Source organism: Ruegeria sp. CDSA241 (genome assembly GCF_059611265.1).
On sequence record NZ_JBXWPF010000002.1, the window covers coordinates 167308 to 188401 of the forward strand.

General features: G+C 54.8%; 20 protein-coding genes and 3 tRNA genes. 11 read left to right on the forward strand and 12 right to left on the reverse strand.

Translation table 11 applies throughout. The features are described from left to right. Positions 1-44: 44 nt before the first annotated feature. Genes AC2FJV_RS02930 through AC2FJV_RS02940 form a run of 3 tightly spaced genes read left to right on the forward strand, consistent with a single transcriptional unit; the run spans position 45 to position 700 of the window. Positions 45-197, forward strand: a complete 153-nt coding sequence (locus tag AC2FJV_RS02930; RefSeq protein ID WP_496687921.1) for a hypothetical protein — start codon at positions 45-47, stop codon at positions 195-197. A 57-nt stretch (positions 198-254) separates the two neighbouring features. Beyond that, on the forward strand, positions 255-440 hold the full coding sequence (locus tag AC2FJV_RS02935) for a hypothetical protein (RefSeq protein ID WP_496693334.1): 186 nt from the start codon (positions 255-257) through the stop codon (positions 438-440). Next, positions 374-700 (forward strand): site-2 protease family protein, encoded by a 327-nt coding sequence (locus AC2FJV_RS02940; protein WP_496712571.1) that lies wholly within the window; start codon positions 374-376, stop codon positions 698-700. Before AC2FJV_RS02935 ends, AC2FJV_RS02940 begins: the two co-directional genes overlap by 67 nt. Positions 701-717: 17 nt before the next feature. Here AC2FJV_RS02940 and uvrA read toward each other — a convergent pair whose 3' ends face one another. From uvrA to AC2FJV_RS02955, 3 genes are all read right to left on the reverse strand, one after another. Beyond that, positions 718-3576, reverse strand: coding sequence for an excinuclease ABC subunit UvrA (uvrA, locus tag AC2FJV_RS02945; protein WP_496693218.1), 2859 nt, complete (start codon positions 3574-3576; stop codon positions 718-720). Between the two features lie 168 nt (positions 3577-3744). Beyond that, positions 3745-3821: transfer RNA gene (locus tag AC2FJV_RS02950), tRNA-Asp, on the reverse strand. 44 nt (positions 3822-3865) lie between these two features. Next, positions 3866-3942 (reverse strand) — tRNA-Asp (locus tag AC2FJV_RS02955). 598 nt (positions 3943-4540) lie between these two features. On the opposite strand from AC2FJV_RS02955, the gene AC2FJV_RS02960 reads away from it, so the two are divergent. After that, complete coding sequence (locus AC2FJV_RS02960; protein WP_496693219.1) at positions 4541-6367, forward strand: M10 family metallopeptidase C-terminal domain-containing protein; 1827 nt, start codon at positions 4541-4543, stop codon at positions 6365-6367. A 142-nt stretch (positions 6368-6509) separates the two neighbouring features. Beyond that, positions 6510-6584, forward strand: a tRNA-Val gene (locus AC2FJV_RS02965). Positions 6585-6696: 112 nt separating this feature from the next. On the opposite strand, the gene lon is transcribed toward AC2FJV_RS02965, so the two are convergent. Further along, the gene (gene lon / locus AC2FJV_RS02970) at positions 6697-9105 is read right to left on the reverse strand and encodes an endopeptidase La (RefSeq protein ID WP_142634051.1); all 2409 of its coding nucleotides are present in this window, start codon (positions 9103-9105) and stop codon (positions 6697-6699) included. 351 nt (positions 9106-9456) lie between these two features. On the opposite strand from lon, the gene AC2FJV_RS02975 reads away from it, so the two are divergent. Then, positions 9457-10626 (forward strand): sugar-transfer associated ATP-grasp domain-containing protein, encoded by a 1170-nt coding sequence (locus tag AC2FJV_RS02975; protein WP_281994678.1) that lies wholly within the window; start codon positions 9457-9459, stop codon positions 10624-10626. A 49-nt stretch (positions 10627-10675) separates the two neighbouring features. Here AC2FJV_RS02975 and tgt read toward each other — a convergent pair whose 3' ends face one another. After that, complete coding sequence (gene tgt, locus AC2FJV_RS02980; protein ID WP_142634055.1) at positions 10676-11806, reverse strand: tRNA guanosine(34) transglycosylase Tgt; 1131 nt, start codon at positions 11804-11806, stop codon at positions 10676-10678. A 63-nt stretch (positions 11807-11869) separates the two neighbouring features. Next, complete coding sequence (locus tag AC2FJV_RS02985; protein ID WP_142634057.1) at positions 11870-12781, reverse strand: nucleoside hydrolase; 912 nt, start codon at positions 12779-12781, stop codon at positions 11870-11872. A 173-nt stretch (positions 12782-12954) separates the two neighbouring features. Between AC2FJV_RS02985 and AC2FJV_RS02990 the strand changes: the two genes are divergently transcribed. The 3 genes from AC2FJV_RS02990 to AC2FJV_RS03000 all read left to right on the forward strand — a co-directional run bounded on the left by AC2FJV_RS02990 (position 12955) and on the right by AC2FJV_RS03000 (position 14583). Further along, positions 12955-13845 (forward strand): SPFH domain-containing protein, encoded by an 891-nt coding sequence (locus AC2FJV_RS02990; RefSeq protein WP_496687906.1) that lies wholly within the window; start codon positions 12955-12957, stop codon positions 13843-13845. Next, positions 13845-14123 (forward strand): NfeD family protein, encoded by a 279-nt coding sequence (locus AC2FJV_RS02995; protein WP_142634061.1) that lies wholly within the window; start codon positions 13845-13847, stop codon positions 14121-14123. The genes AC2FJV_RS02990 and AC2FJV_RS02995 overlap by 1 nt, the downstream gene beginning before the upstream one ends. A gap of 97 nt (positions 14124-14220) precedes the next feature. Then, complete coding sequence (locus tag AC2FJV_RS03000) at positions 14221-14583, forward strand: SUF system Fe-S cluster assembly protein (RefSeq protein WP_142634063.1); 363 nt, start codon at positions 14221-14223, stop codon at positions 14581-14583. Between the two features lie 22 nt (positions 14584-14605). Here AC2FJV_RS03000 and AC2FJV_RS03005 read toward each other — a convergent pair whose 3' ends face one another. After that, complete coding sequence (locus tag AC2FJV_RS03005; protein ID WP_142634065.1) at positions 14606-14935, reverse strand: hypothetical protein; 330 nt, start codon at positions 14933-14935, stop codon at positions 14606-14608. A gap of 200 nt (positions 14936-15135) precedes the next feature. Between AC2FJV_RS03005 and AC2FJV_RS03010 the strand changes: the two genes are divergently transcribed. Then, positions 15136-15501, forward strand: a complete 366-nt coding sequence (locus AC2FJV_RS03010; protein ID WP_142634067.1) for a HesB/IscA family protein — start codon at positions 15136-15138, stop codon at positions 15499-15501. Here AC2FJV_RS03010 and AC2FJV_RS03015 read toward each other — a convergent pair. After that, on the reverse strand, positions 15498-16421 hold the full coding sequence (locus tag AC2FJV_RS03015; RefSeq protein ID WP_496712574.1) for an isopenicillin N synthase family dioxygenase: 924 nt from the start codon (positions 16419-16421) through the stop codon (positions 15498-15500). The two genes, AC2FJV_RS03010 and AC2FJV_RS03015, sit on opposite strands and share 4 nt — an antisense overlap. 116 nt (positions 16422-16537) lie before the next feature. On the opposite strand from AC2FJV_RS03015, the gene tpiA reads away from it, so the two are divergent. After that, positions 16538-17287, forward strand: coding sequence for a triose-phosphate isomerase (tpiA, locus tag AC2FJV_RS03020; RefSeq protein ID WP_496712576.1), 750 nt, complete (start codon positions 16538-16540; stop codon positions 17285-17287). On the opposite strand, the gene AC2FJV_RS03025 is transcribed toward tpiA, so the two are convergent. The 4 genes from AC2FJV_RS03025 to AC2FJV_RS03040 all read right to left on the reverse strand — a co-directional run bounded on the left by AC2FJV_RS03025 (position 17288) and on the right by AC2FJV_RS03040 (position 20924). After that, a complete protein-coding gene (locus tag AC2FJV_RS03025; protein WP_142634071.1) occupies positions 17288-17599 on the reverse strand; it encodes a DMT family transporter in 312 nt (103 codons plus the stop codon). Positions 17600-17755: 156 nt separating this feature from the next. Then, entirely contained in the window at positions 17756-19132 is a 1377-nt protein-coding gene (locus AC2FJV_RS03030) for a TRAP transporter large permease (RefSeq protein WP_496687898.1), read from the reverse strand. After that, positions 19132-19809: a TRAP transporter small permease gene (locus AC2FJV_RS03035; RefSeq protein WP_142634075.1), complete on the reverse strand. Its 678-nt coding sequence runs from the start codon at positions 19807-19809 to the stop codon at positions 19132-19134. Before AC2FJV_RS03035 ends, AC2FJV_RS03030 begins: the two co-directional genes overlap by 1 nt. A 113-nt stretch (positions 19810-19922) precedes the next feature. After that, a complete protein-coding gene (locus tag AC2FJV_RS03040) occupies positions 19923-20924 on the reverse strand; it encodes a DctP family TRAP transporter solute-binding subunit (protein WP_496679567.1) in 1002 nt (333 codons plus the stop codon). Positions 20925-21094 lie beyond the last annotated feature (170 nt).

Below are 21094 nucleotides of genomic sequence, written 5' to 3' on the forward strand. Positions count from 1 at the left end.
GCAATCTAACATCATCATAAACCTCACTATTTCGAGGTTTTATTATGAATACTGAAAAGGTGCTATTTGAGCTCCGCGGCCCATGGAACGTACCGATACATTTCAGCCAAAGCCTTATTTTTCTGGTTTTGATCGTTGTCGGATTTAACGCCGATCCGGTCAACCTGCCCTATGCGCTCGCCTTCGTGGCGATTTAATTGATTTCGATTCTCCTGCACGAGTTGGGCCACCTATGGGGCTGTCTTGTGCAGGGCGTGCCCGTCAATCGAGTCGTCCTTTATGGGGGCGGCGGATTCTGCGAACATCGCCGGTCAACCTCGGCATATGAAGACGAATTGATTGTGGCCATGGGGCCGATTGTGAACCTGACCCTGTGGACCGTGTGTTCATTGCTGGAACCGTTTCCAACTCGCCCGAAATTGGCTGGGTTCTGGTGGTGACGGCAGAGCTAAACCTGTGGCTGGCGCTGTTTAACATGCTGCCCCTGACGCCGCTGGATGGGGGGCAGTTGCTCTTTGCTTTGCTCACGCGCATCATGTCGGCGAACTCAGCCGCGCGTGTTTCCGGGTTTACTGGGCTGGTTGGCGTTCTGCTATGGATCCCGATGATGATTTTTGCCTATGTCAGCTTCGGCTTCGTGTTCCTGTTCTTTCCGCCAATACTGCGCCACTGGCAGACGCTGCGATACGCCAGATACTGAAGTTGCCGCGACGGAGGTTATTCCGCCGCGACCCGCTCGGGGTTCAGCAACTGTTTCAAATACCTGCCCGTATGGCTGCGTTCCACAACAACAACATCTTCGGGCGTTCCCGTGGCGACAATTTCACCACCACCATCACCGCCTTCGGGTCCGATATCAATGATGTGGTCGGCCGTTTTGACAACATCCAGATTGTGTTCGATCACAACAACCGTGTTACCCTGATCAACCAATTCATGCAGCACTTCCAACAGCTTGCGGACGTCTTCGAAATGAAGACCGGTCGTCGGCTCATCCAGAATGTAAAGCGTCCGACCAGTTGAGCGTTTGGAGAGTTCTTTTGACAGCTTCACCCGCTGCGCTTCACCGCCCGACAGGGTCGTCGCCTGTTGCCCGACCTTGATATACCCCAGACCGACCCGCGCCAGCGCGTCCATCTTATCGCGGATCGACGGCACGGCTTTGAAGAACTCTTGTGCATCTTCCACTGTCATATCAAGGACATCCGCGATGGACTTGCCTTTGAATTTGATCTCAAGGGTTTCCCGATTGTACCGCGCGCCTTTGCAGGTTTCGCAGGTTACATAGACATCGGGCAGAAAGTGCATTTCGATCTTGATGACGCCGTCGCCCTGACAAGCCTCGCACCGACCGCCTTTGACGTTAAAGCTGAACCGGCCAGGCTTGTACCCGCGCGCCTTGGACTCGGGCAGACCGGCGAACCAGTCACGGATCGGCGTGAACGCCCCCGTATACGTGGCCGGGTTCGAGCGTGGTGTACGCCCGATGGGCCGCTGGTCGATGTCGATCACCTTATCCAGATGCTCGAGCCCCTTGATCGTCTCGCACGGCGCGGGTGTCTGCCGCGCGCCGTTCAGCCGCATGGAGGCTGTCTTGAATAGGGTTTCAATCGTCAGGGTCGATTTGCCACCGCCGGATACGCCGGTCACACAGACGAACTTGCCCAGAGGAAAATCAGCGGTCACTTTCTTCAGATTGTTCCCGGTGGCCTTAACCACAGTCACTTTCTTTTTGTTCCCCTTCCGCCGCTCGGACGGCACCGGGATTTCGCGTGTGCCTGACAGGTATTGGCCGGTGATCGAGGCTGCATCGGTCGCGATCTCGGACGGGGTACCCTGGCTGACGACCTGTCCGCCATGCACGCCTGCGCCCGGTCCGATGTCAAAGACATAGTCGGCTTCGCGGATGGCTTCCTCGTCATGTTCTACGACGATGACCGTGTTCCCCTGATCCCTCAGGTTTTTGAGAGTACCCAGCAAGCGGTCATTGTCGCGCTGATGCAACCCGATCGAAGGTTCGTCCAGTACATACAAAACCCCGGTCAGACCCGAACCGATCTGGCTGGCCAGACGGATACGCTGACTTTCCCCGCCCGAAAGCGTTCCACTTGAACGTGACAACGTAAGGTATTCCAAACCAACGTTATTTAGGAACCCAAGCCGCTCACGAATCTCCTTGAGTATCACCCGCGCGATTTCATTTTTCTGAGCACTCAGATGGTTTGGTGCATCCTCAACCCACGCCAGCGCCTCGCGGATCGACATCTGCACAACCTGCCCGACATGCAATCCGGCGATCTTGACGGCCAGCGCCTCGGCCCGCAGTCGATAGCCTTCGCAACTGCCGCAGGACCGGTTGTTTTGGTAGCGTTCGAATTCTTCGCGTATCCAGGCGCTGTCAGTCTCGCGATAGCGGCGCTCCATATTCGGGATAACGCCTTCGAAACTGCGGGTTACCTGATATACCCGGCCACCCTCGTCATAGCGGAACTGGATTTCTTCCTCGCCCGATCCGCGCAGAAACACCTGCTGCACCTTGGCGGGCAGATCTTTCCACGGCGTATTCTTGTCGAACTCATAATGTCGCGCGATGGCTTCGATAGTCTGCAGGAAATAGGGCGACTTGCCCTTGCGCCAGGGCGCCAAGGCGCCGTCATACAGTTTCAGCGTCTGATCCGGCACTACGAGGCGTTCGTCAAAGAACAGCTCGACCCCCAGCCCGTCACAGGCCTGACAGGCCCCGAAGGGCGCATTAAAGGAAAATAGGCGCGGTTCGATCTCGGGGATGGTGAAGCCACTGACAGGACAGGCGAAATTTTCACTGAAGGTGATCCGCTCCGGGTCGCCTTCAGGCGGTGCGGTTTCCAAAATCGCAATGCCATCGGCCAAATCAAGCGCTGTGCGCAGGCTGTCCGCCAGCCGCGTTTCCATACCCTCGCGCACGACCAACCGGTCGACCACAACGTCGATGTCATGGCGGAATTTCTTGTCCAGTGTCGGCGGCTCGTCCAGCTCGTGAAACGCGCCATCAACCTTGACGCGCTGAAAGCCCTGTTTGCGCAGTTCCAGGAACTCTTTTTTGTACTCGCCCTTCCGGTCTCGCACGATCGGGGCAAGCAGATACCCGCGCGTGCCCTCCTCCATCGTCATGATCCGGTCGACCATATCCTGCACCTGCTGGGCTTCGATCGGCTTGCCCGTGGCAGGGCTGAACGGTGTACCAGCGCGGGCAAACAGCAGACGCAGATAGTCGTAAATCTCGGTCACGGTTCCCACGGTAGACCGTGGGTTCTTTGAGGTCGTCTTCTGTTCGATGGAAATAGCCGGAGATAGACCACTGATATGGTCCACATCTGGCTTTTCCATCATATCCAGAAATTGCCGGGCATAGGCCGACAGGCTTTCGACATACCGGCGCTGCCCTTCCGCATAGATCGTGTCAAAGGCAAGCGACGACTTGCCCGAGCCTGACAGACCAGTGATGACCACAAGCTGGTCACGCGGAATATCCACGTCAATGCCTTTGAGGTTATGTTCGCGCGCGCCGCGCACCTCGATATTCTTCAGCTCAGCCATGTTTGGCCCCCAACACATAAGTGTCCTAGAGATAAGCGAGCCACACTGAGTCTCCAACAGAAAAGTTAGAACAAAATGTGAACGAGAGAGATGTTGCCGCCACCTACTGACAACAAAACCAATAGAGTCACCCGGTAAACGGTATGATTTCTGAAAACTAGTGGAAAATGGCGCGGTTGACGGGGCTCGAACCCGCGACCCCCGGCGTGACAGGCCGGTACTCTAACCAGCTGAGCTACAACCGCGCATCTATTTCGTGGCCTTTACCCTGGACCAAGGATGGCAGCGATGGCGCGGTTGACGGGGCTCGAACCCGCGACCCCCGGCGTGACAGGCCGGTACTCTAACCAACTGAGCTACAACCGCCCGCTGCCCGTTCGTTGCTGAACGTTGGGGTGTATTATGGCCACGCCCGGACATCGTCAAGCGGCGAATTGAAGTTTTTTCTCAGAACGTAATTTTTGTTAGAGATGTTTTCTCGTCACACGACGAATGGCCAAACAGAAACCAGCCGATAATTCACGACCCACTGCCTTTGGCCAGACAAAAATATTCTGAAACCTTGAGCAGCACATCACCTGGCATGGGTCCGCTAGATCCAGATCTTAGGACAGCCCCCAAGCTCATCCCCAAGCTCATCCCCAAGCTCATCCCCAAGCTCATCCCCAAGCTTATTCTGGCATAAACCCAAAGCGAACAGTCATATCAAATTGCTGGCAGAGAGTTACTCAAAGCTTGCCGCGTTCTGCCTCATTTCAACCACAAATGGTCTGCAAGACGATTACAAACACCTCTGCCAAAAGAGACTTCATACGCTCGGTTGATCCTCGGGCCAAAACGTTGGAAATTTCTGATGCCAAAGGAAGAATTACCGATTCTAGAACCGGTCAAAATATACGGCGCTAATTTTGTATTCCGGAAAAACCGGGAACAAACGGCGTGTTAGACAAGGAAGAAATTTAAGATGTCAGTTGCCAGCACAACTTCTCCGGGTGCAAATGTTACCGGTCATGTTTATGTAGACAGCCTGATTTGGGGCACGTCTTGGGACACCAGCGCCGGAGGCGTCAGTGCTCCGGGCACAATCACATACTCCTTCGATGATGGATCGTTAGGTCGCCGTGGCTTTGCCTCCTACATGAAGGAAGCAATCCGCAAAGCATTTGCAATTATCGAAACGATCATTCCGATCGAGTTCAACGAAGTCGGCTTTCTGACACCAGCAGGCGAGATTAATGACGTTAACATCACCTACGCTTTGCTGACCCAAAACGATCTTGGCGGACCCGGATCTCTTGGTGTCCATCAAGTTCCGGGTGACGACCCCCTGCTGCAGGATTCTGGCATCGACGCCCTGTTCGGCATCTTTGCCTATGATACGCCTCTGTTTAGCAAAGAGGCGCTACGCAAAGGCGGTGAAGGCTTCGCGACAATCATTCACGAGATTCTTCACGGCCTTGGTCTAGCCCACCCACATGATGAAGGCGGCAGCTCGACAATTTTTCCGGGGGTTACGCAGCCCTTCGACGACTACGGGACAGATGGGCAGAACCAGGGTGTTTATACCATCATGTCCTACAACTCGGGCTATCCCGAAGTTGTTCCTCTGAAGACATATAAGGCTGGCGGCACGGCCTCGCCCATGGCCCTTGATATAGCTGCGCTGCAGGCGATCTACGGAACGACGGACCACAACACCGACGACAGCGTCTATAAAATCAAAGGCAAGAATGGCGCCGGAACATTCTGGACATCCATCTGGGATACAGATGGGATCGATACAATTTCGGCAAAGGGTGTTGATCGTAGCGTCACGATCAACCTCAATGACGCGGATCTTGATGGCAGCGATGCAGGTGGCACTCCTTCCCATGCCAAAGGCGTAACCGGTGGATTTACGATCGCAAATGGGGTCGTCATTGAGAATGCGCAGGGCGGCAACAAGGGCGACATCATCGTCGGGAATGAAGTTGATAACCGGTTGGAAGGATTTGGCGGTAGCGATGTTATTTCTGCTGGCGAGGGTAATGACATTGTTCTTGGGGGTGGCGGCAATGACACCCTGACCGGAGGTCTTGGAAACGACGAACTGTACGGCCACAAGGGCACGGACAACTTTGTGGCCGAGGACAGCGACGGCGACGATATTATTGACGGCGGAGAGGGCCTGGATTGGTTGCGTTATATCGGCACAAGCGCCGTAACCGTTGATTTGTCTGACACCAATTCACAGGCAACCGGATACGGAACCGATACCATTACGGGTGTCGAAAACGTCGATGGGTCCGAGCAAAATGACGACATTACAGGTACGGACGGTCGAAACATCCTGCAGGGTAATGGAGGGTCTGACCGCCTGGACGGGGGCCTTGGCAAAGATACCCTGAATGGTGGCGCAGGCAGCGATACTTTGATCGGTGGTGCCGGAAGGGACACCATGACCGGCGGCGAAGGGGCCGATGAGTTTGTGTTCACGTCAACAACCGAAAGTTCGCGCAAAGCAAAATATGCCGACCGGATTACCGATTTCACTCAGGGTGAAGACAAGATCGACCTAAGTGCGATCGACGCAAGCACCGTAATTGACGGCGATGATTCATTTGTCTTCAACGGTACAACACCGGCCCAGACGTCGGACGAAGGCGAAATCTATTACGTCAAGAAAAACAACGCAGGCACCAAGAACGACTTCACACTTGTTCTTGTGGATACTGACGGCGACAAAAATCCTGAGATGGTTATCAAGATCTCTGGCTTGCACGATCTGACCCAGGACGATTTCATTCTTTGACATCAAAAAGTGAAAGGGCGGCCCCACAAGGCCGCCCGTTTATGGGCACCTCGACTGGGCATTTGCGGGGTAATCCCCGGGGCCCAAAAGGCGCAAAGACCTCTTGCGGCTTTGCTGAACTCCTTATAAGACCCCTGCTCACGGGTGATTAGCTCAGTGGTAGAGCGCTTCGTTCACATCGAAGATGTCAGGAGTTCAAATCTCTTATCACCCACCATTTCTCTACTCTGCGATCCGATATGCAAAGCCAGTAATTGGCTGACTATTTGGTCTGACCAAAGAAAAAGGGCGAGGTGCTAACCCCGCCCCTAATTGCCATATTCTGACCTTTAGTGCGCCCTGGCGGACGGGGACGTGTTCTCAGCCGTTTTGGCTGCAGCCGCGGCGGCCTCTTCTGCGGCTTCGTCCCATTCGACAGGTTCAGGATCCCGAACCAGAGCGTGTTTCAGAACTTCCGAAACATGCGTGACCGGGATGATTTTCAGCCCTTCCTTCACGTTGTCAGGAATTTCGGCCAGGTCTTTCTCATTCTCTTCCGGAATCAGAACAGTCTTGATCCCGCCGCGCAGAGCCGCCAGCAGCTTTTCCTTCAAACCACCGATGGGCATCGCATTGCCGCGCAGGGAAACCTCTCCTGTCATGGCAATATCCTTGTGCACCGGGATACCCGTCAGAACCGATACGATTGAGGTCACCATTGCCAAACCGGCCGAAGGACCATCCTTGGGCGTTGCCCCGTCCGGTACGTGGACGTGGATGTCCAGGTTGTCGAATTTGGGCGGCTTCACCCCGATCTTAGGTGAGATTGACCGCACATAAGATGAGGCTGCATCGATGGATTCCTTCATCACATCGCCCAGCTTACCCGTGGTCTTCATCCGCCCCTTACCGGGCAGTTTCAGCGCCTCGATATGCAGCAGATCGCCGCCAACGGAGGTCCAGGCCAGACCGGTTACAACCCCAACCTGATCGTGCTGTTCAGCCAAACCATAGCGGAACTTGGGCACGCCCAAGAATTCATCCAGATTGTCCGGCGTCACCGTGACCGACTCCGCCTCTTTCTTGATGATCTTAGTCAGCGACTTCCGCGCCACCTTGGCGATTTCGCGTTCAAGGTTCCGCACGCCAGCTTCTCGGGTGTAGGTGCGGATAATCGATTGCAGCGCCTCATCGGATAGTTCGAACTCTTTGGCTTTCAGACCGTGGTTCTTGATCTGCTTACCGATCAGGTGCTGCTTGGCGATCTCGCTCTTTTCATCTTCGGTATAGCCCGCCAGAGGTATGATCTCCATCCGGTCGAGCAAAGGCCCGGGCATGTTATAGCTGTTGGAGGTGGTCAGGAACATCACGTTGGATAGGTCATATTCAACCTCAAGGTAGTGATCCATGAACGTGCTGTTCTGTTCCGGGTCCAACACTTCCAGCATGGCCGAGGCCGGATCGCCACGGAAATCCTGACCCATCTTGTCGATCTCGTCGAGCAGGATGAGCGGGTTTGTGGTCTTCGCCTTTTTCAGCGCCTGGATGATCTTACCAGGCATCGAACCGATATAGGTCCGACGGTGGCCACGGATCTCGGACTCGTCACGCACTCCGCCCAGCGAGATGCGAATGAATTCGCGCCCCGTCGCACGTGCAACCGACTTACCAAGCGAGGTTTTACCCACACCCGGAGGGCCAACAAGGCACATAATCGGGCCCTTCAGCTTCTTCGACCGCTGCTGAACAGCCAGATATTCGACGATCCGTTCCTTGACCTTCTCAAGCCCATAGTGATCGTCGTCCAGAATTTCCTGCGCGCGGCCCAGATCTTTTTTAACGCGGGACTTGGTGCCCCAAGGCAGAGCCAAAATCCAGTCGAGGTAATTGCGCACGACAGTAGCTTCAGCCGACATCGGGCTCATGTTGCGCAGCTTCTTCAGCTCGCCCTCTGCTTTTTCGCGCGCCTCTTTCGACAGTTTGGTTTCGGCGATTTTCTCTTCCAGCTCAGCCACTTCATTCGAGCCGTCATCGCCATCGCCAAGTTCCTTCTGAATGGCCTTCATCTGCTCATTCAGATAATATTCACGCTGTGTCTTCTCCATCTGGGTTTTGACGCGGGTCTTGATCTTTTTCTCGACCTGCAGAACCGACATCTCGCCCTGCATCAGGCCGTAGACCTTTTCAAGCCGTTCGCTGACCGACAGTGTTTCCAGCAGTTCCTGCTTTTGCTCGACCTCGATACCAAGATGCCCCGACACAAGGTCGGCCAACTTGGCGGGTTCGGCGGTTTCGCCAACAGCGGTCAGTGCTTCTTCGGGAATGTTCTTGCGGACTTTGGCATAGCGCTCGAACTCGTCGGCAACGGTGCGAAGCAACGCTTGTGTAGTGGTCACATCACCCGGAATCTCGGTCAGATATTCTGCACGAGCCTCAAAAAACTCTTCGTTATCAAGGTATTCTGTAATCTGTACGCGCGCTTGCCCCTCGACCAGAACTTTCACGGTTCCATCTGGAAGCTTCAGCAGCTGCAGCACATTTGCCAGCACGCCCGAGCGATAGATTCCGTCGATTTCCGGATCGTCATCACCTGGATCAATCTGGCTAGACAGCAGAATTTGCTTATCGTCTTGCATCACTTCCTCAAGTGCGCGGACAGACCTTTCCCGACCCACGAACAAAGGCACGATCATATGAGGAAAAACCACAATGTCGCGCAGCGGAAGTACTGGGTATGAGGAATTCAGGGGCTCTTGCATGCTCAATCCTTATCTTTGGCAAGACGGCACTGGTCCCTCATCTAGGCAACCCCCGGCCGTCTCCTGTCTGGAAGGTAAAGGTGGTGCGCCAAGCGTCCTATTTCAACCTTACCTGTAGTGGACCTAACAATGACCGGAAGGTTGCGCCTCCGCAAGACGATAACATGATCGGTCTTGTCAAATTCTCAATTTGACCCCGCTTGGTTTCTTCGGCGATTGCCTGCCTGGAAATTCAGAAACCAACAGCAAAAGTACAACACTATCTAACAGGCAACTGCCCAAAGCCTGCCATCATTGCAAACAATATGATTGCATACCCCAACTTCTGATCGATTACTGTGAGTCGTAGAGATGACAAATCCAAAAAATACCAATGCTGCGGAATCCGACCATCAACGGTACTTATCTGCCCGCGACTCCGATCATGCGACTCTTTTAGCGCATGCCGCCAAAAGCTCTGGGCGCTCTGTTTTACAAGTCCAACGGAGCTTCAATCAAATGGCAAAGCCTCCCAGCCGTTTGAATATGGTCGAGTATGTGCGCAATGGCCTTCATCACGAAGACCGCTTTACCGACGCCGAACGCGCGGCATACATCTCCAATGATCTCCATTGGCCCATCGCCCACAAGTGTAACCATCATGGTTGGAACAGTGCCGCAGAAGACAAGATACTGGCTTCTACTTTGCTTGAAACAGCGGGTGTACCTGTCCCGGAAACCGTTGGCGTCATCGACCGTTCGAACCGACACTACCCCGGGGTTACGAAAATCAACACTCCTGAGGCGTTGCGCGATCTCGTTTGCAACCATCTGGAAGGTGGGCTTTTTGGAAAGATCGTCGAGGGGATGGTAAGCTTTGGGGCCTTTTTGATCGAGGACGCGGATCAATCCACTATCACTTGTGCAGGCCAACCGCCGATCACCTATGAGGCATTCCTAGACGAGTTCGTTGGGCAGAATTCATATGTCGTGCAACCTTTGCTCAAAAATCACTCTGCAATCCAAGACTACGCTTCAGCCCTTGCAACGGTGCGAATGGTTACGCTGGTAAGAGAAAACGACGTCTTTTGCCCAGTTGCCGTTATTAAACTTCCGCAGGGCCCCAATATTGCGGACGCCTTCTGGAGACCGGGGAACCTTGCTTGTTCGATCAATATCAAAACCGGCGTTATCGAAACCGTCGCGCGCCGCGCCAAGATGGAAACAGAATTCCTGGATGACCATCCTGACAACCCCGGTTTAATGGGCTTGAAACTGCCTTTTTGGGACGAATTGATCGAAATAAATGACCGTGCTGCAAGAACGTTTCAGCCAATTCGATATCAGTCGACCGACATCGCTATAACCGAGTCTGGTCCGGTCGTTGTCGAGCTGAACTATGGCGGTGGCTTCGATCTGCCTCAATATGCAAGTGGCCGTGGGATGTTGACCCCAGAAGTTCGTAGCTTTTTCGAAGGGTTTGGCTACGACCTTGATGCAAAACCACAAAAGAAGCGCTGGCTGTTCGGTAAACGCAGATAAAGCGCCCTCAATCTAGAGTCTTGTTAGGTTGACTGAAAAGGCGCTGAACCTAAATCTGTTCAATATCCCCTTGCGCGCGCTGCGCATGGAAGGTCGCTTGCCAGGCATCGAATGTACCAGCAGCAATGGCATCGCGCATACCCTGCATTATTTCCTGAAAATAGTGCAGATTATGCCAGGTCAGCAGCATGCCCGAGATCATCTCGTTCGAGCGGAACACATGGTGTAGATAGGCGCGAGAATAGTTCGAACAAGCCGGGCATGAGCAGGCCTCATCCAGCGGGCGCGGGTCATCGGCGTGGCGGGCATTCTTTATGTTGACCACGCCGTAACGAGTGAACACCTGTCCTGTGCGACCGGACCGTGAGGGTAAGACACAATCCATCATGTCGATCCCGCGGGCGACAGCTCCGACAATGTCGTCAGGCTTTCCAACGCCCATCAAATAGCGCGGTCTGTCGGCTGGCAGAAAGTCAGGAGCGTAGTCGAGGCAACCAAACATAGCCTCCTGACCTTCGCCCACGGCCAGACCGCCAACCGCGTAGCCTTCGAATCCGATCGCTTTCAGCGCCTCGGCGCTTTCTTCGCGTAAATCCTGTTCCAGCCCGCCTTGCATGATCCCAAACAACGCATGTCCAGGACGGTCGCCGAAAGCCTGTCGCGATCGATCGGCCCATCGCATCGACAGGCGCATTGATTCAGCAATTCGATCTCGATCTGCGGGTAGGGCCGGACATTCGTCAAAACACATCACGATGTCTGAACCCAGCAAGCGCTGTATCTCCATCGAGCGTTCCGGGGTCAGCTCGTGCTTGGACCCATCGACATGAGATTTGAAGGTCACGCCCTTTTCGGTCAGCTTGCGCAGACCAGCCAGGGACATGACCTGAAATCCACCGGAATCCGTCAGGATCGGGCGATCCCAGTTCATAAATTTATGCAACCCACCCAAACGGTCAATGCGCTCGGCCGTAGGGCGCAGCATCAGGTGATAGGTGTTCCCCAACAAGATATCGGCACCGGTTGCACGAACACTTTCCGGCATCATCGCTTTGACCGTCGCAGCAGTGCCTACGGGCATGAACGCCGGAGTACGCACTTCACCGCGCGGTGTGTGGATCACTCCGGCGCGGGCCTTGCCGTCCGTGGCCTTCAGGTCAAATGAGAAACGGTCTGTCATTGGGCATCCTCGGGTCGCTGAACCGGGCAGGATTTGCCCGATCTGTTCAGCCATTGCAAGTTGTCAGGGTAAAGAGGCAACCTGCCGGGTAAACAGATCAACAACCCCTGCCCCGTCAACATCCCGACATACCAGCACAGCCGGTCGCGTTGAGACCGGACGCGTAGCGCCGGATTCCGTACCACCCACAATTACCTCAACCCCGGTTTCGACCATCTCGAACATCGTGCCATGGGTGCAGGCGATCACAGCAGTCGAGTCATGCAGGCCGCAGCCCTCCAACCCGCCGATATCCTTGTAGAATTTCAGGTAAAATACCGAGATGTCACGCAGGAAAGCCCCCATATCGGGCGAGCGTTGGGCCAGACCGTCAAAATCCGCACTTTTGTACAGCGTTTTCAAGGTGACATCCAAACCAACCACAACGGTCGCCGGGGGTGCTGCAAACACTTCATTTGCGGCAAGGGCATCGTGATAGATGTTTGCTTCGGCATGTTCCGTGATGTTTCCTGGGCAGAAAACCGCCCCACCCATGATCACCAACTGTTTGATGTTCTGCGAAAACTCAGGGTCCAAACGCATCGCCGCAGCAATATTAGTCAAGGGGCCGATTGCACAAACCGTCAGCTCTCCCTTGTGGCGGCGCGCCATTTCCACCAGGAATTCCGTGGCATTCAAATCATGGTTCGCCCCGATTTCCGGGATATCGGTAATATCCCCAAAACCTTCGGGACCGTGAACATGTTCGGACGGTGCGTGGTGCCCTGTTCCCTGTGGGTAGGCCGCGCCTTGGGCCACGGGAATGTCCAACCCAAGTTTATCCACCAAAAACCGTGCATTGCGGCTGGATTGATGAACGTGGGTGTTGCCAAAAACGGTCGTCAGGCCGATCAAGTCAATCTCGGGGGCTGCAGCGGCATATGCAATGGCCATCGCATCGTCGATGCCGGGGTCTGTATCAATAATCAGTTTCATCCCAGCCCGATAGCGCAAACGCGAGGGGATGCAAAGCGGTCACAATAGCAAAAACTAACCAAAATCCATGGATCAGCGTTTTGAATCCAAGCACAATCCCTCCATACCAGAGTTGAAAAAGGGCGATTCAACCCCCAAATGTATACTATCGTACACAATAAAAGAGGACGGATATGACCGAAGACCAAATCATTGGATTGCTTTCTTCGAACCTAATTTACCTGCTCGCGGCGGCATTGATCGTCATCATCACGCTAAAAGGCATTAAAATCGTGCCGCAATCGGAAAAGTATGTGGTCGAACGGTTCGGGCGTTTGCATTCGGTGCTCGGCCCTGGGATCAACTTTATCGTTCCTTTACTGGATGTTGCGCGGCACAAGATATCCATTCTGGAACGCCAGCTTCCCAATGCAACGCAGGACGCAATCACCAAAGATAACGTTCTGGTCCAAATCGACACTTCGGTCTTTTACCGCATCCTAGAGCCGGAAAAGACAGTCTACCGCATCCGCGATGTAGATGGTGCTATCGCGACGACCGTTGCCGGTATCGTCCGGGCGGAAATCGGCAAGATGGACCTGGACGAAGTTCAGTCGAACCGTGCTCAACTGATCACTCAGATTCAAGGAAGCGTCGAAACCGCAGTGGATGACTGGGGGATCGAAGTGACGCGCGCCGAGATTTTGGACGTTAACCTCGATCAGGCGACCCGTGACGCGATGCTGCAACAGTTGAATGCCGAACGCGCACGCCGCGCGCAGGTTACCGAGGCCGAGGGCAAGAAACGCTCTGTTGAGCTTCAGGCCGACGCCGAACTCTATGCGGCAGAACAAACGGCCAAAGCGCGCCGCATTCAAGCCGAAGCCGAAGCCTATGCAACCAGTGTTGTTGCCCAGGCGATTAAGGAAAACGGTATCGAGGCGGCTCAGTACCAGGTTGCATTGAAACAGGTTGAGGCATTGAACACGCTGGGCACCGGCAATGGCTCGCAGACTATCGTTGTACCTGCCAATGCGCTTGAAGCTTTCGGAAACGCCTTCAACATGTTGAAAGGACGTACATAATGGCTGATCCCTTTTGGTTAACATGGTGGCTATGGCTGGCTGGCGCGTTGGCTTTGGGCATCCTCGAAATAGTCCTACCTGGGTTCATCTTTCTGGGTTTCGCCATCGGGGCCGGGCTGACGGGTATTCTGCTGGCAATCCCTGGCATAGTACCGTCACTGCCGATCCTGCTTATGATCTTTGCGACTTTGTCGCTGATTGCCTGGCTGATCCTGCGCCGCGTCTTTGCTCTGCCCCATGGCCAGGTGAAGAAGTTCAGGCATGACATAAACGACTAAACTCTTATGGCACCCCTTAAGGGGGTGTCATTGTGCCTCTGGACGCTGCCCGAGGCTTTCCCTATATAATTCGTCAGGTAACAAACCCGAGGCACGAATGACTCACCCGAGCGAACAGTTTGAAGGCACACCTCTTATTGCCCCTTCAACGATTGAACACCCTCTTTATGAGCCGGTGGTCGACGCCTGCCGAACGGTTTATGACCCCGAAATCCCTGTAAACATCTATGATCTAGGTCTGATCTATACGATCGACATCACCCAGGAAAACGCGGTCAAGGTCATCATGACACTGACCGCGCCCGGCTGCCCGGTTGCCGGCGAAATGCCTGGGTGGATCGTCGAGGCAATCGAACCCGTGGCCGGCGTAAAAGAAGTTGACGTGGAACTGACCTGGGAGCCCCCCTGGGGCATGGAAATGATGTCAGACGAAGCGCGCCTGGAACTTGGATTTATGTAAGGTCAAGTGCGAAAGCCTTCTGTTATTGAATTCCGCAGGTCGATTTGATTTCGTCCGACCTCTGGTTAAGCTTCTCTATGTAATCTCCTGATAACATAGTTAGTCTTTTCTTTTCGGTTCCAGTCACAAGGCCTAGAAGCGCCCCAGCAGGTGTAATGGCAATTACACTTTTGGCCTGCTCCTCCTCTGCATGTTTTCGTTCGGTTGCAATCGCGCGCAAATCACCTTCTGCCGTTGCACAGTTTACCGGATGTTGCTTTTCTTCTGCGATCGCCGTCTGAGCCAAAAACACAGACAGCATCAGAGAAGGAATTGTTAGAATATCTTTTTTTCTAAACCAAAGTCTTTTCATGCTATTCAGCCTCAAATATTTTCCAAAAGTGGATCATGGGTCAGGCTATGACGAGTGTAATTTGCAAAGCAAGCCTTGCTTACCGACTGGGGCGGGAAATCTAATCCGACAGTAAAAGTTAGGTAAGAAATCCTGCTATGTCTTGAGCCTGATGCCTCGCGGCACTACATTAGCAACAACGAACAACGACGGAGATCATGATGTTCGGCATCCCCGGCAAACAGGCCGTAACAATGACACCAAAGGCTGCAGAGCAGATTGCCCGCCTGATGACTTCGGGCGGTCATGCTGGTTTGCGTATTGGCGTCAAGAAAGGCGGATGTGCCGGGATGGAATACACCATGGACTATGTCGACCAGCCTGACACCAATGATGAAGTGGTCGAGCAGGACGGCGCGCGGATCATGATCGCCCCGATGGCACAGATGTTCCTGTTTGGAACAGAGATCGACTATGAGGTCTCGCTGCTTGAATCCGGTTTCAAGTTCCGCAACCCGAATGTTGTAGATGCCTGCGGTTGCGGAGAATCCATCAAGTTCGACGAAAGCATTGCAACTCAGCCTTAAGACGCTGCCTGCAAGTGCACATAGGTCTCGTTGAAACGACGCGTCAAGTGCTCTCCTGCCTGGATGACATTCTCTGAATGTGGCGGGGCAACATTGGTGTCATAAGACGGGTTGAAGAACAAAGGAACCGACAGCCTTTCAGCAGATCCACCGATCACACGGTGCAGAGTTGCCTTGACCGCCCCTGCCGTCCAGAACTCCAGCATCTCCCCAAAATTGATAATGAATGTTCCGGGCTGCGCTTGGACCTGAGCCCAACTCTGGTCCGGCATCTGTACCTCTAACCCGGCTCGACCATCGGTGGCCAGCAGGGTCAGACAGCCATAATCAGTGTGCGCTCCGATACCGAAATCCTTTTCGCCTGCCCAGACTGGCCTTTGCGGGTAATAATTGCCGCGCAACAGGGCCATGGGCGTGTCGAAGGCAGTGTCAAAGCTGTTGGCATCCTTGCCCAATGCCACCGAAATGGCGCGCAACACCCGCATGGCAACCGAACAGGCGTCACCATAATAGGCCTCGATGATTGATCGAAACTCGGGCACAGTCTCCGGCCATTGGTTCGGGGCATAAACCGAGAGGTTCTTGCCAAAGTACCTATTGGTCTCAGCTAGCTCGTATCCGCAATCGAACACCTCTTTGAAGTCAGGATTTGCAGCTGGATCTACCTGTTCCGAGCGCGCGGCGCCCCACCCACGGTTGGACCCGGTCACAGCCATATCAACACACCGTTTCTCGACCTCTGGCAGCCGGAAGAATGCGTGATATGCCGAGATGACCCGTTCCACCCGACAGGCAGAGATACCAGTATTGGAGACGGTCAGAAACCCAACTTCACCGACGGCGCGGGTCAATTTGGCCAATTCCGCCGTGTCGCACCGATCCAGTTTTTCAAGATCAAGATGTTCGATCATATTGCTCATTCCTCATCGCGGCGGAAACTGCCGTTTTGCAACGGGCTCTGCAACCGGAATTGTCAGACCTGACTGGCAATGATATCCGGTCACCAGAAAACCGATTTATTTCAAGGGGACGCGATATGCGGCGCAAACTGGCGGCTGGAAACTGGAAGATGAATGGTAATGCTGCCGACTTGAGCGAGCTTCAGGCCCTTTCTCACATGCATGCTGCCCCGGCAGTTGATATTCTGATCTGCCCACCTGCCACCTTGATCCATCGGGCCAAAGAGAAGGTCCCGGGCGGAAACATCCAGATAGGCGGTCAGGATTGCCACGCGGCAAACTCGGGCGCGCATACAGGTGACATTAGCGCCCAGATGCTGGTCGACGCCGGAGCGTCAGCCGTCATTCTTGGCCATTCTGAACGCCGCGAAGATCATGGTGAACAGAATGAAGATGTTCGTGCTAAGTCTATTGCCGCTATGAATGGTGGGCTAAGGGCAATCATCTGCGTCGGTGAAAGCCTGGAACAGCGCGAGGCCGCCAATACCCTGGATATAATCGGCGGTCAGATGTCCGGCTCGATCCCGGATCAGGCAACGGGCGAAAACCTAATAGTCGCCTACGAACCGATTTGGGCCATTGGCACGGGCAAAGTGCCCACCCTGGATGAGATCGGACAGGTTCATGACTTTATCCGCGCGCGGCTGGAACGGCGCTTTGGCGAAGGCGTTGGGCGTTCGGTCCGGCTGCTTTATGGCGGCTCGGTAAAGCCATCAAACGCCGCCGAGATTTTCGCCGTATCGAACGTGGATGGCGCTCTGGTCGGCGGGGCGAGCCTGAAGGCTGACGATTTCTCGGGCATCATTCAGGCTCTGGAACAAGCTTGATCAGGCCATTTTCATCGTCACCATCCCGGCTATGATCAAGACTGCCGCGCAGATGCGCGTGGCGGTCAGGGCTTCGCCCAGAAAAAGAATACCAAAGGTAAACGCGCCAACCGCTCCTATTCCCGTCCAGATGACATAGGCTGTTCCCAAAGGCAGCGTCCGCATGGCCAGTGCCAGCAATGTGAACGAACCAAGCATCGAAACCGCCATCAGGGCGGTCGGCCAGAACCGGGTGAACCCGGCAGATTGTTTCATCGCCACGGCCCAGACAATTTCAAGCAGGCCGGCAAACAACAGGATAATCCAGGGCATAGAAGAGACCTCTGATCAGTCCGGGTCGTCCCGGATACTGTCTCGTGATGGAGAGGTCGTCCTCTGCCCTTTAGATAATCCCCTTGGCGCCCCGTTCAAGACGCAAAAACCGGGCAGAGATCCCCTGCCCGGTCTTATTCTCAGCGGCTGGACCCGCTAGTTTGTTATGATCTCCGGCCCCATGAAAGTGTTGGGCAGAAAGGTGGATATCCACGGGATATAGGTCACCATGATCAGGAAGACGAACAGGACCGCCAGGAATGGCAGGGCCGCCCGGACAACGCCCATCATCGGCATGCCCGCCACGCCCGAGGTCACGAACAGGTTCAAGCCGACCGGCGGGGTAATCATCCCGATCTCCATGTTCACAACCATGATGATGCCCAGGTGAATCGGGTCGATGCCTAGCTCGATTGCAATCGGGAACACCAGTGGTGCTACGATAACCAGCAGGCCCGAAGGCTCCATGAACTGGCCGCCGATCAGCAAGATCACATTAACCACGATCAGGAAAGCCACCGGCCCCAGACCTGCCGACAGCATGGCAGTTGCTATGTGCTGCGGTACCTGTTCATCGGTTAGAACATGTTTCAGGATCAAGGCGTTGGCGATAACGAACAGCAGGGTAACGGTCAGTTTCCCAGCTTCGAACAACGTCTGCTTGGTGTCGGGGTGAAAAATTGCCGTGATCAGCGCATAAGGCTTTCTGAGCAAAGAGATATTCTTTTCCTCACCCTCGGTGCTGAGGGGGCCCATGTCCTTGTAGACGAAGCTGGCAATCAAAAAGGCATAGACTGCGGCCACCGCAGCGGCCTCGGTCGGGGTAAAGATACCGCCGTAGATGCCGCCCAGAATGATCACGATCAGGAACAGACCCCACCCGGCCTCGCGTGCCGAGACAAGGATTTCGCCCCAGCCTTTCCATTCACCTTTGGGTAGGTTCTTGACTTTGGCCATCACATAAATGGTGATCATCAACATCAGCCCAGCCAACAGGCCGGGGATCACACCGGCGAGGAACATGCGCCCGACAGAAACTTCGACAGCGGCGGCATAGACCACCATCACGATCGACGGCGGAATCAGAATACCCAGCGTCCCTGCGTTACAGATAACGCCGGCGGCGAATTCCTTGGAATAGCCAACCTGCCGCATGCCAGCGATCACAATCGAACCAATGGCCACCACCGTAGCCGGAGACGACCCCGACAGGGCCGCAAACAGCATACAGGCGAACACGCCCGCAATCGCCAGACCTCCGGGCAAGTGCCCCACGCAGGCAATCGAGAAACGGATGATGCGCCGGGCCACGCCGCCCGTGGTCATGAAGGACGAGGCCAGAATGAAGAAAGGGATCGCCAGCAGGGTAAAATGCCCTTCGAAAGCCTCAAACAAGGTACCTGCGACCGAGGCGAGCGAACTGTCGGAATAAATCAGCAGAAACAGGGTCGAACTGAGCCCCAACGCCACCGCAATCGGTACACCGATCAGCAGCAGGCCGATCACCATCGAGAACAGAAGAATGACATCCATCAGTTGTGCTCTCCTTGCTGAGCGCGGACTTCTTCAATCTCGTCCTCGACTTCGTGGCTAGCGACCATCCGGTCGGCTTCGCCGCGCCAAATCTGTACCGCAACCTGCGCAAAGCGGATCACCAAAAGCAGCATCGACACGGGCAGAACCAGATACGGCACCACCTTGGGCAGTTTTTCATAGCCCTCGCCATAGTTGATCAGATCCTCAAGAAACCGCAGCGGGGCGACCATCGGAATGTCGTCGACCTCATAAAAGCTCTGACTGCGCGCATCGAAGTTGAACCCGGTAGGGAACCATCGCCCCGATGTGGGCGGCAGATCCGCGAACACGGCCCAATAGTCATATGCGCCTTTTAGCATCAGCAGAGAAAACACCAGACAGCAGGCTACTGCGATCAGAGCCAAAATCCGTCGAGGCGCCGGGCTGAGCATGTTCAGGATGGCGTCCACTCCCAGATGGGCGTGTTTCTTGACGGCATAAGACGCCCCAAGCAGCACCAACCAGCCGAAGGCGAATACCGTCAGCTCCAGTGCCCATAGGATATTGGAATTAAAGAAATACCTTGCGATCACATTGGCAAATGTCACAGCCGTCATCAGGCCCAGCAACGATGCGATCAAGGTTTCTTCGATATGGTCGACCAGCCCGCCTTGGCCGGATTGCGCACCAGACATCTATCTGTCCCCACATTTTTTTGAGATAAGTGCTGTTTGGGCGGGCCAAATCGGCCCACCCTGCCTGCGCGTCGAATACTCCCCAGTCCCCGGACGCGCGGCGTATACCAGGATCAGAACCCGGCGTTGATAGCCTGCGCGGCGTCGATCTTTTCTTGACCCACGTCACCGGCGAACTGTTCCCAAACAGGTTTCATGGCGTCGATCCAGGCCTGACGCTGTTCAGGGTTAAGTTCACGGATGATACCGCCCGCATTTGTGATCGAGACCTTGGCTTCCTCGTTCACCGAGAAGGATTCTTTGTTCCGCTGTTCTGTCACTTCGCCCAGGATGGTCAGGAACTGTTCGCGCACCGCAGGATCCAGGCTGTCCAGCCAGTCAACCGATGTCACGACCAGATAGTCGATGACACCGTGGTTGGTTTCAGTGATACCGTCCTGAACCTCAAAGAACTTCTTGCCGTAGATGTTGGACCAAGTGTTTTCCTGTCCGTCGACGACACCTTGCTGCAACGCGCCATAAACCTCTGAGAAAGCCATTTTCTGCGGGCTTCCGCCAATCGCCTCCATCTGCGCGACCAGCACGTCAGAGGATTGGACGCGGAATTTCAGGCCATCGGCATCCGACGGATCGACCAGCGGTTTGTTGGCCGACATCTGTTTCATGCCATTGTGCCAGAATGCCAGCCCCTGCAGGCCACGGCGCTGCATGCTGTCTTTCATCGCCTGACCGTCAGCCGAAGCCTGAAATGCGTCTACCGCATCAATGTTCTTGAACATGAACGGCAGGTCGAACAGGCGGAATTGCTTGGTGAACTTCTCGAACTTGGACAATGACGGGGCCGCCAGTTGCACATCGCCCTGCAACATCGCCTCAAGGACTTTATCGTCGTTATAAAGCGTGGAGTTCGGATAGACCTCCATGCACATCACGCCGTTCATCTCATCATTAACGCGCTGTTCCAGCAACGAGGCTGCAATACCCTTGGGATGTTTATCGGTATTGGTCACATGCGCGAATTTCACGACGATTTCGCCGTCTTCACAAGCGGCCATGCCTGCGGTTGCTGTTACGGTTAGAGCGACGGCCGTCGCTGCCGTTGTCAAAAATTTCATCAGTCGAGTTCTCCCAGATACTTCACTACGTCTCCGGACGTGCCGAAGTCGTCCCATGGCGGCGAGTGAACCGAATCGGGCTCACGCTCTCAACTTTTTGTGGGAATCGCCGCCGGTTGACATTTTGTCATTTATTTACTTGATGTTACACGCATTCAACCAAGTCTCTG